The sequence below is a fragment of the Frateuria defendens genome, from assembly GCF_001182895.1.
GTDB lineage: Bacteria > Pseudomonadota > Gammaproteobacteria > Xanthomonadales > Rhodanobacteraceae > Frateuria_B > Frateuria_B defendens.
This window is the reverse complement of sequence record NZ_LFQR01000091.1, coordinates 1-9,931: the sequence shown is the minus strand read 5'-3', so window position 1 is coordinate 9,931 and position 9,931 is coordinate 1. Positions and strand designations below refer to the sequence as shown.

At 68.7% G+C, this 9,931-nt stretch carries 9 protein-coding genes; all 9 read right to left on the bottom strand.

Annotation, left to right across the window (positions count from 1 at the left end):
• Positions 1–265: 265 nt before the first annotated feature.
• Positions 266–1,285: an alpha/beta hydrolase gene (locus tag ACH65_RS12875; protein WP_064504857.1), complete on the bottom strand. Its 1,020-nt coding sequence runs from the start codon at positions 1,283–1,285 to the stop codon at positions 266–268.
• A 178-nt stretch (positions 1,286–1,463) separates the two neighbouring features.
• Positions 1,464–3,410, bottom strand: coding sequence for a pyrroloquinoline quinone-dependent dehydrogenase (locus ACH65_RS12870; RefSeq protein WP_049623007.1), 1,947 nt, complete (start codon positions 3,408–3,410; stop codon positions 1,464–1,466).
• A 251-nt stretch (positions 3,411–3,661) separates the two neighbouring features.
• Positions 3,662–4,423: a LytR/AlgR family response regulator transcription factor gene (locus ACH65_RS12865; RefSeq protein ID WP_064504858.1), complete on the bottom strand. Its 762-nt coding sequence runs from the start codon at positions 4,421–4,423 to the stop codon at positions 3,662–3,664.
• Positions 4,420–5,454, bottom strand: a complete 1,035-nt coding sequence (locus ACH65_RS12860; RefSeq protein WP_049623005.1) for a sensor histidine kinase — start codon at positions 5,452–5,454, stop codon at positions 4,420–4,422. Before ACH65_RS12860 ends, ACH65_RS12865 begins: the two co-directional genes overlap by 4 nt.
• A gap of 128 nt (positions 5,455–5,582) precedes the next feature.
• Positions 5,583–6,572 (bottom strand): tRNA dihydrouridine synthase DusB, encoded by a 990-nt coding sequence (gene dusB / locus ACH65_RS12855; protein ID WP_049623004.1) that lies wholly within the window; start codon positions 6,570–6,572, stop codon positions 5,583–5,585.
• Positions 6,573–6,801: 229 nt separating this feature from the next.
• Positions 6,802–7,416 carry a LysE family translocator gene (locus tag ACH65_RS12850; protein ID WP_049623003.1) on the bottom strand — a complete coding sequence of 205 codons (615 nt, stop codon included), beginning with the start codon at positions 7,414–7,416 and terminating at the stop codon, positions 6,802–6,804.
• Positions 7,417–7,547: 131 nt separating this feature from the next.
• Positions 7,548–8,123 carry a cysteine hydrolase family protein gene (locus ACH65_RS19080; RefSeq protein WP_082190302.1) on the bottom strand — a complete coding sequence of 192 codons (576 nt, stop codon included), beginning with the start codon at positions 8,121–8,123 and terminating at the stop codon, positions 7,548–7,550.
• A gap of 897 nt (positions 8,124–9,020) precedes the next feature.
• A complete protein-coding gene (locus tag ACH65_RS19890) occupies positions 9,021–9,425 on the bottom strand; it encodes a hypothetical protein (protein ID WP_153242590.1) in 405 nt (134 codons plus the stop codon).
• Between the two features lie 69 nt (positions 9,426–9,494).
• Positions 9,495–9,725 (bottom strand): hypothetical protein, encoded by a 231-nt coding sequence (locus tag ACH65_RS19885; protein WP_153242589.1) that lies wholly within the window; start codon positions 9,723–9,725, stop codon positions 9,495–9,497.
• Between the last annotated feature and the right edge of the window lie 206 nt (positions 9,726–9,931).

The window sequence follows — 9,931 nt, the reverse complement described above, 5'->3', positions numbered from 1 at the left end:
GGAAGGCGCGCCCTCGGGGTGCCTTTCTCTTTGGTTACTTTCTCTTGGGCAAGCAAGAGAAAGTAACTCGCCCTCCGGTAGGAGGGCGAAACCCCGGCCTTCGGCCGGCCCGCCTGCGATGGGGTTTCAACAACACCGGATTGGGCTTCAACAACACAGCTCAACCTTTCCTCGTGACACAGGCTCTTGGGGTGGCCTGTGGAACTACTGACGCAGGGCGGAGCCGGCGTCCCGGCAGGCACCATGTCTACGAGCGGGCGTCGCTTCAGCCGGCGTGCTCGCGTGCCGCCTGCCGCGACGAGGCGGGCGGCCGAGTGGCGGCCAGGCGGCCGGGGGCGGCGGCGCGGGCGTTCCTGGCGGGCCCGTCGGGCAACGCCGGCGCCGCGCCGGCGTGCGGGTGCGCGCGGATGAAGGTGAGGCTGTCGGCCAGGGTAGGCACGCGCCGGCGCAGCGGCCGCGCGACGGCGAACAGCAGCGACAGGTGGCCGACATGCGGGTAGAGCTTGAGCGTCACGTCCTCGCGCCGGCCCCGCATCGCCCGCGCCAGCGAGCGGGCGTTGGAAGGCTCGACCTCGTGGTCGGCGGTGCCCTGGAGCAGCAGCATCGGCGGCTCCGCGCCGCGCACGAACCGTACCGGCTGGGCGCGCTCCTGCTCGGCCGGCGTGCGGCCGAACATGCCGAGCATGTCGTGCTCGCGGGCCGGGATCGGCATGAAGTCGTAGCAGCCGGCCAGGCCGACGAAGCCGGCGAGGTCGCGCGGGCGCAGCCGGTAGGGCGCGAGCCACTGCGGATCGGTGGCGAGCAGGGCGGCGATCTGGCCGCCGGCGGAGTGGCCCATCACGAACAGGTCGCCGGCGTCGCCGCCGTAGTCGCCGGCGTGGTCGTGGGCCCAGGCCACCGCGCGGGCGGCGTCCCGCATGAAGCCATCCATCTTCACCTTGGGGTATTTGCGGTAGTCGGGGATCACCGCCACCACGCCGTGCGCGGCCAGCGCGGTGCCCACGAAGCGGTACCAGGCCCGCTCGCCGCGCACCCAGCTGCCGCCGTAGAAGAACACCACCACCGGCGCGTGCTCGGCATGGCGCGGCGCGTACACGTCCAGGGCCAGGCGGTGTTCGGGTTCGAACACGATGTCGCGCTGCGGTGCCACGCCGTGGTGTTCGTCGGCGGAGTTGAAGCCGGCGAACAGCGCGCTCTCGCAACCGGCCAGCAGCAGGCAGGCGGCCGTCAGCAGGCAGGCCAGCGGGAAACGCGCGGGACGGGCGGTCGGCGGGGGCGGCGTCATCGGGGCGGCTACCGGTACGAAGGCGCGAAAGCCCGATGATGCATGGATTGCCAGCGCAAGTGGTTGCGACGCTGCGGCTGTCCCCGGGAATGGGGCCGGCCGCAACGGCGGCCGGCATGCGGCCGGCAACCCGGTACCGGCCGCGGTGCGCGACCGCGCCCCCGTCGCGGGCCCACGCCTACGGCGACGAAGAGGCGGCGGCGGGTTCGGGCGGCAGCGCGTAGGCGATGATCGCGTCGCCCTGTGCCTCCTCGGTGATCTTGGCGCTGCCGCCGGCGGCGATCACCACGTACTGGCGGCCCTGCCAGGCGTAGGTCATCGGCGTGGCGTGGCCGCTGGTGGGCAGGCGCGCCTGCCAGAGCAGCTGGCCGTTGTCGAGGTCGAAGGCGCGCAGGTACGGGTCGATGGTGCCGGCGATGAAGGCCAGCCCGCCGGCGGTGACGATCGGTCCGCCCAAACTGGGCGAGCCCGGCGGCATGTCCTTGACGCCCGGCGCGAAGCCTTGCATCGATCCCAGCGGCACGTGCCAGCGGATGCGGCCCTCGGCCAGGTCCACGCCGACCAGCTCGCCCCAGGGGCCGGGCAGGCAGGGCAGGTGCGCGGGCGAGAGCAGGGGGCGCCGGAACATCGCATAGGGCGTGCCGGCCTGCGCGCCGTATTCGCTGCCGTCGGGACCGTGCGCATGGCTGTCGTCATGGGCGAGCAGGCCCAGTTCGAACGGCAGGAAGGTGGTGTTGACCACCAGCAGCTTGCGCTGCGGGTCGAAGGCGTAGCCGCTCCAGTTCATGCCGCCGATGTTGCCCGGCACGGCCACGCCGCCGCGCAGGCTGGGCGGGGTGAACACCTCCACCGCGTCGCGGCCGTGCAGCGCCGCGCGGCAGGCCTCGCGGTCGGCCGGCGTCGGCCCCCACAGCTGGTCCGCCGCCAGGCGCACCGGGCTCAGCGGCGGCAGCGTGGTGGGGATCGGCTGGGTGGGCGCGGTGTGCTCGCCGGGCACGTCGCTCTGCGGCACGGCGCGCTCCTCCACCGGCAGCACCGGCTTGCCGGTATCGCGGTCGAGCACGTAGAGGTAGCCGGTCTTGTTGCCCTGGACCACCACCGGCACGTCGCGGCCGTTGCGCTGGAGCGTGGCCAGCAGCGGTGGCGAGGCGGTGTCGTAGTCCCACAGGTCGTGGTGCACCAGCTGGAAGCCCCAGGCCGGCTTGCCGGTGGCGGCGTGCAGGGCGACCACCGAGTTGGCCCAGCGGTCGTCGTCGGGGCGATGGCCGCCGTAGTAGTCGGGGCTGGCGCTGCCGGTGGGCACGAACACCAGGCCGCGCGCCTCGTCGGCCACCATGATCGACCAGGCGTTGGCGGCGCCGCTGCGCCAGGCGCTGCCGCCGTGGCCGGCCGGGTGCTGCCCGAGCGGGTCCCAGCGCCAGCGCAGCGCGCCGCTGCGCGCGTCGTAGCCGCGCACCACGCCGGAGGGCATCCCGGTGCGGTGGTTGTCGTTGATCGCCGAGCCCACCACCACCACGCCGTCCACCACCACCGGCGGCGAGGTCATGTGGTACTCGCCCCGGCGGAAGCCCGGCACATTGCTGAGGTCGACCTCGCCGTGCCGGCCGAAGTCCTCGCAGGGCCGGCCGTCGGCCGCGTCGAGGGCGATCAGGCGGGCGTCGAGCGTGGCCTCGTAGAGACGTCGGCGGCAGGGTTGGCCGGCGCCGCGCTGCGGGTCGAGCCAGCTGGCCACGCCGCGGTTGATCAGGCCGTCGCCGTAGTCGGCGCGCAGATCCAGCTTGGGGTCGTAGGCCCAGCGCTGTTTGCCGGTGGCCGGGTCCAGCGCGATTACCCGGTTGACCGGGGTGGTGAGGTAGAGCGTGCCGTCGACCATGATCGGCGTGGTCTCCAGGCCGCTGCGCGGCGTGCCGTGCTTGCCGTCGACGATGTCGCCGGTGTGGAAGGTCCAGGCCGGCTGTAGCCGGGCGACATTGCCCCGGTCGATCTGCGTCAGCGGCGAGAAGCGCATGCCGCCGGGATCGTTGCCGTAGGCCGGCCAGTCGCCGGAGGCGGCGAGGGCGGTGCCGGCCAGGCTGGCGCCGAGGCCGGCGGCGATGCAGCGGGCAAGGTGGGATGGGGCAGGCATGGCGGGCACTCGCGTGGAGAAGACGGCCGAAGCATGCGCCGCATGGACGCCGCGCGGTGCGCCGGCGGGGACGAATGCCCGCCGGTCTGGGACGAAGCCGCCACGGCGGGGCGCCGGGGCGGCCTGAAATCGCGAAGCGGTCCCCGTGTGCAAGGCGGGCGGGAAGGGCCGAGCGCTTGCCGCGCGGCAAATCTTCCTCCTCAGCCTGAGGCTCTCCCACCGCATGCCGGGGAGCATGCGGCCGCGTGCGCTCAGACGCGCCGGAGCAGCCCCGGCGGTGCCTGCTCCAGATAGCGCCGGGTCCAGGTGAGGCGGCTGCCGTCGTCGAGCTGGAGGCGGTATTCGCCCTCGGGCCAGGGCGCCAGTTCGCGGATCGCCGCCAGCCGCACCAGGGTGGAGCGGTTCACGCGCACGAAGCAGGCGGGGTCCAGCCGCGCCTGCATGCGTTCCAGCGTGCCGCGCAGCCGGTGCCGGCGGCCGTCGGCGTGGATCGCGAGGTAGTTGCGGTCGGCCTCGATGCGGCTGATCCGCTCCACCGGCACCAGTTCGGCGCGGCTGTCCGCCTCGATCAGCAGGTGCGCGGCGTACCCGGCCGGCACCGGCAGCGCATCGAGCAGCCGGTCCAGCCGGGCGCCGAGATCCGGACGCGGCGCCAGGCGTGCGCGCAGGCGCTGCAGCAGGCGGTCGAAGCGGTCCGGGCTGACGGGCTTGAGCAGGTAGTCGAAGGCGTGCACCTCGAAGGCCTGCAGCGCGTAGTCGCCGTGGGCGGTGACGAAGATCACCTCCGCCGGCAGCGGGTCGCCCAGCGCCTGCAGCACCGCGAAGCCGTCCATGTCCGGCATGCGCACGTCGAGGAACAGCACCTGCGGCCGTTCGCGCGCGATCAGCGCCAGCGCGGCGCGGCCGCAGTCGGCCTCGCCGACCAGGTCGAAGCCGGGCGCAGCCTGCAGGTAGCGGCGCAGCTTGGCGCGCGCCGGTGCTTCGTCGTCGACGAGGGCGACGCGCAGGGTCACGGCACGGCGGCCCCGCGCCGGGGCAGCCACAGCCGTGCCTGGGTGCTGCCGTCTTCCAGCGCCTCCAGCGCCAGGCCGGCATCGCCGCCGTAGAGGTGCAGCAATCGCGCCTGGGTATTGCCCAGGCCGATGCCGTGGCCGCGATGCGCGGTGCCGGTGGCGGCGTCCTGGTTGCGGACACGCAGTTCGAGAACCCCGCGATGGATCGCGGCATGGATGCCCAGGCGATGGCGGGTCGACCCGCCGGCGTGTTCGATGGCGTTCTCCACCAGCGGCTGCAGCACCAGGAACGGCACCCGCGCCGCGTCGAGCCCCGGCGCGATGTCCACGCGCACCTGCAGCCGGTCGCCGAAGCGTGCCCGCTGGATGTCCAGGTACAGCGCCAGCAGCCGCAGCTCGTCGGCCAGGGTGTGTTCCTGCGTGTCCGCCTGCAGGGTCGCCCGCAGCAGGTCGCCGATGCGCGCCAGCATCTCGTCGGCCGCGCGGGGCTGCTCGTACATCGTGGCGGAGACCGCGTTGAGCGCGTTGAACAGGAAGTGCGGGTTGAGCTGCAGCCGCAGAGCTTCCAGCCGCGCGTCGGCCAGCGCCGACTCCAGCTGCGCGGCGCGCAGCTCGCGGGCGCGGCTGGCGCGGTAGTGGTCGAGCAGCCAGACCAAGCAGGCGGTCAACACGTAGACGATGACGTCGCTGGGAAACTCCATCGCATAGCGCCACGGCATCACGCCGTAGTGGTAGCTGCCCAGACCCAACTGCGGGAAGGCCAGCGTGCGGCTGGCCCACATCAGGCTGGTGTGCAGCACCGAGAACAGCGGCAGCAGGGCCAGGTAGCCCGCATAGCGCCGCATGCGTCGCGGCTCGATGCGCAGCCGGCGCAGGGCGGACGTCAGCGGCAGCATCAGCAGGCCGGCGCTCCAGGCACCGGTCAGTTCCTCGACCAGTCGTGGCAGCAGCAGGTCATGGCGGCCGTTGGCGGCGCCATTGAGGTAGAAGTGGTAGGCGTTGAGCAGGCCCAGCGCGGTGCAGGTCGCCATCCAGGCCAGCAGCCGCCACGCACCGGCATGGCGGAGCGGGGCGCGCGGAAGCGCCGGCAGGATTGGGGCGTTGCGTTCGGGCGGGCCGTGGCTGGATAGCACGATGGGGCCCGGCGCAGTGGCGGGGTTTAGGCGGCCAACGCCGCGTCGCCGGCCGCCAGCGCGGCGAAGTAGTCGCGGGTCAGGCGCAACTGTTCCTCCGCGCTCTCGGCGCGGTTCGCCACGTGGCGGAAGGCGGCGTTCTCGGGGCGGTCCTTGGCGTACCAGCCCAGGTGCTTGCGCGCGATGCGCACGCCCTGCAACTCGCCGTAGAAGGCGTAGAGGTCCTGCAGGTGCTCGCACAGGATGGCGCAGACCTCGCCGGCATCCGGCTCGGGCAGCGCCTCGCCGGTGGCGAGGTAATGCGCCACCTCGCGGAAGACCCACGGCCGCCCCTGGGCGCCGCGGCCGATCATCACCGCGTCGGCGCCGGTGGCGTCGAGCACGTGGCGGGCCTGCGCTGGCGTGGCGATGTCGCCGTTGGCCAGCACCGGGATGCGCACGGCGGCCTTCACCGCGGCGATGGTCTCGTACTCGGCCTCGCCCTCGTACTTGTCGGCGCGGGTGCGCCCGTGCACGGCGAGCGCGGCGATGCCGCTGTCCTCGGCGAGGCGGGCCACGGCCAGCGCGTTCTTGTGCGCGCGGTCCCAGCCGGTGCGGATCTTCAGCGTCACCGGCACCTCCACCGCGCCGACCACCGCGGCGAGGATGCGCGCCACCAGCGGCTCGTCCTGCAGCAGGGCGGAGCCGGCCCACACATTGCACACCTTCTTGGCCGGGCAGCCCATGTTGATGTCGATGATCTGCGCGCCGTTGGCAACGTTGAAGCGCGCGGCCTCGGCGAGCATCACCGGATCCGCGCCGGCGATCTGCACGCTCACCGGCTCCGGCTCCCCGGCGTGGTCCATGCGCTTGACCGACTTGCGCGTGTGCCACAGCTTCGGGTCCGAGGCGGTCATCTCCGACACAGCCAAGCCCGCGCCCAGCCGCTTGCACAGCAGGCGGAACGGCTTGTCGGTGACGCCCGCCATCGGGGCGAGCACCACGGGCGGGTCGATGCGGTAGGGGCCGATCTGCATCGGGCTATGGTAGCTGGCTTGCCGCGATGCTGGGTTACTTGGCGCGGTGTCTGCTCATGCCGCTGGGCGCTCCACGCCTGAATTGAGCGGCGCGCGCAGCGCGTCCACTGGAATGAATGGTTAACGTTTGAGCTGAGCGGACCGCGCCGGCAAGGCGCTTGGGCCGCAAGGCCGTGCCTTCCATCATCAGCCTTGCCGGTGAGGGGCCGCTCGAGCGAAGGGTTAGGCCTCACCTCTCGGACATGGCAAGCTGTGCCCCGAGGCCAGCGAAGGCACCTGCAAACCCACGGCGCAGCCAAGCCTGAACACGCGGCGACTCGATGACGGCTGTGCGGAACGCATGGGCGAGCAACCCGTAGGCGACGAACACACCGAAGGTCATAGCCATGAAGACGCCACTAAGCTCAAGCAGTTGCACCAGTGGCGCGGTGGCGCCTGGCCTCACGAACTGCGGCAAGAAGGCCAGGAAGAAGATGGTGAGCTTCGGATTCAAGATGTTCAGCAGGAACGCCTTGACGACAAGACTGAGCGCGCTGCGCCTACCTTGGGCGGATTGGACGGTAAATGCCGATCGATCGCGCCAGGTGGCTATAGCCAGATAGAACAGATACGCCACCCCGGCGTACTTGAGAACCTGGAACGCCAGCGCGCTCGCGTGCATGATGGCGGCGAGCCCGAGCACAGTAGCCACGAGGTGAGGGACGATGCCCAGCGTGCAACCGACGGAGGCGAAGAAGCTCGCGCGGCGACCTTGAGTCAGGCCAGTGGATACGGTGAACACGACGCCAGTGCCGGGAATGAGCACGACGACGAGCGATGTGACCAAGAACCCGGTAGTAAACATGGCAACACGTCTCCTCGTGAGCCCTAACGTTTGACATGAGCGGCGGCCGACAGTTGGCGAAGCCAGGTGTTGGACGTCCGCTCGATGGAAGGGTTAGGCCGCACTCTCGGCACCGACTGGACGAACGCGACCTATTGCCCACCGCCAGGCTTGCCAAAGTTGATCTCTTCCGCTGTTGCTGCGCCGTTCTTGCGGCCAGGGTAGGAGAGCCACCCCATGGCAACGTTGAGTTCCTGTATGACGTTAGCGGCTTCGATCTTCACTCCGTCGCCGAGCTCCATCGTTTCTGTGGTGTGCGCATCCTTGACCAGGGTGACGTCGTAGCCGCGATCGAGCGCGCCGTATGCAGTTGCACGGATGCACCAGTTCGTTGCTGCTCCAGCCAGCACGAGGTGCGTTGCGCCAAGCTTTGCAAGCTCCTCTTCCAAGGTGGTTTGCTCAAAGGATGAGTTGAAGTGTTTATGAAGAAGCGGCTCGCCTTGCGCGGGCACCAACTCTGGAACCAATTGCCACTGCTTGCTTCCCTGAGGCAAGTCTTCGTCCGAGTGCTGTACCCAGAGTACTGGGACGTTCTCGGCGCGGGCGCGCTCAACTGCCCGGGACACGTTCTTGATGACCCGAGGGGCATCCCAAGCCTCGCGCATGACGCCGACCTGTACATCAACGACCAGCAGAACTGGCGCAGCGCCTTCGCGAACCGTTGCCATTGCCTTTGCCTTCAGAGAGATAGGGACAAGTGAATGAGCGTAGCACCGGAATGGGCAGATCGGAGCAGCCCCGCGGCCTAACGCTGGAGTTAAGTGGCGCGCGTTTTTTGCGCGTCCGCTTGGACGAAATGTTAGAGCCCGGTGCTCGACGCGGATGCAGCAGCACTCTGCGACGGGCACGAGATGCGGAGCTCCTTACGGTTGAACCCACCCTGCTGCGAAAGTGTGTTGTACCCGGTGGGGCATACTTCGTTTGCTCGCTTGTGGCAGATGTTCCAGCCAGTACTCGCGCCGCAAGCGATCTCGTACTCCACGGCGCCCCCTGGGCGCCTAATCTCTTGCGTTGTCGTACAGCCGGCTATTAGAGCCAGCGCAAGAGTCAACAATAACAGTCGCATGTTTCCCCCTACCCGCACCGGGCGCTAACGCTGGAGTTAAACGGCAGCGAAGCCGTCCGCCTTGAACGAACAGTTAGACAACTTCAGCTAGCGGCTTCGGCATGAGTAGGCGCGGCCGCTGACGTACGGAGCATACCCACCTGCGATTGAATGCCAAATGATATTTGTTGCTCCAAGTTTGGCCGCCTTTTCCCTTGCCTCATTCTTGGCGTTTTCCATACCGGTTGAAGCGGCCACCCCTCCTCAACCAGATGATCCCTGCACTTCGCCAACGAACTGGCAGCCGGCCACCATGCTTTGGTCGGCATCCGCAACTCGCGAGGCGCTTGCTGACGGAGTCGTCGCGCAGCCCTGACACGCAAGACAGGCTGCGATCACCACACAAAACAACGCATTTCGTTGTCGCCGCATTGTCCCCTTCCTCCTGTCTAACGCTGGAGTTAAGCGGCGCGCGGCTTTTCGCGCGCCCGGAGTTGACGGGAAGCTCCTTACGGAATTGTTAGGCCGGTCCAGCGGTGATCTCGCCGGTCTGAGGGTCTTGAAAGCCCAAGCCAAACTTTTGGGCCAATTGAAGCCCAAAGTTGCGCGCGAACTCCACTGATGCAATTGCCCGGTCAGAGGTGGGCACAGAAAGGCCAATTGATCCGTTAAAGATCTGGAGCATGACGGAGACCCGAGGAGTCTCTAGCTGATAGTCAGTGCTTGGAGTGACGCCCTGAGACTTCAAGAACTCGACAAATCTCTGGTCGTGAGGAGTTGCGACAAAGCCATTGGCATTTGCCAGTTGCAGTATTCCACTAACCACAGCTGGTTCAAGATCAGGCGGGCCTGTCCAGTCGCCGAGGCCGTCTGCGATGACTCGGCGAAGAAATGCTGCGTCATACAAGGAAAAGTCGTAGCTCATGATGTTTGGAAGCCGGTCTAACGCTGGAGTTAAGTGGCGCGCGATACGCGCGTCCGCTTGGACGAGTGGTTAGACACCTTGAAGCGGTGCGTCGGATGCCGCGCGCTTCAGCCAGTAGCCTGCAAGCGCGCCAATACAAGCCCAGGCGCACCCGATGAGCATGCCCATGATGCAGCAGAACAAGCCTAATTGCCGCCCATCATAAGGAGCAGAGGAAAAACCAAGCCATGCGAAATGCACGCCTAGGGCGGTGCCGGCTGCTGCGAGGACCAAACCAGACCAAAACCCGATCATCTTCATAAGACCTCCTTGTTGGTGAGTGCCTAACGCTTATTAGACCCCACATCGAGGCATATGCGCTAACTATTCAGCCTCAGGCCATGGCTCGTCAAGCGGACAAATCTTACGGATCAACAGGGATTTGCCGGATGGCGGCGGCGTTGCGGCGGAGCGAGGATAGCCTTCGCCTATCTCACGGATCGAGGTGTGATCTTGCCCCCGTTTCA

Bases quoted from the DNA above. Each gene is read 5' to 3' on its own strand.
- ACH65_RS12875 (WP_064504857.1), bottom strand. From the start codon at position 1,285: ATGACGCCGCCCCCGCCGACCGCCCGTCCCGCGCGTTTCCCGCTGGCC.
- ACH65_RS12870 (WP_049623007.1), bottom strand. From the start codon at position 3,410: ATGCCTGCCCCATCCCACCTTGCCCGCTGCATCGCCGCCGGCCTCGGC.
- ACH65_RS12860 (WP_049623005.1), bottom strand. From the start codon at position 5,454: ATGGCGACCTGCACCGCGCTGGGCCTGCTCAACGCCTACCACTTCTAC.
- dusB (WP_049623004.1), bottom strand. From the start codon at position 6,572: ATGCAGATCGGCCCCTACCGCATCGACCCGCCCGTGGTGCTCGCCCCG.
- ACH65_RS12850 (WP_049623003.1), bottom strand. From the start codon at position 7,416: ATGTTTACTACCGGGTTCTTGGTCACATCGCTCGTCGTCGTGCTCATT.
- ACH65_RS19080 (WP_082190302.1), bottom strand. From the start codon at position 8,123: ATGGCAACGGTTCGCGAAGGCGCTGCGCCAGTTCTGCTGGTCGTTGAT.
- ACH65_RS19890 (WP_153242590.1), bottom strand. From the start codon at position 9,425: ATGAGCTACGACTTTTCCTTGTATGACGCAGCATTTCTTCGCCGAGTC.
- ACH65_RS19885 (WP_153242589.1), bottom strand. From the start codon at position 9,725: ATGAAGATGATCGGGTTTTGGTCTGGTTTGGTCCTCGCAGCAGCCGGC.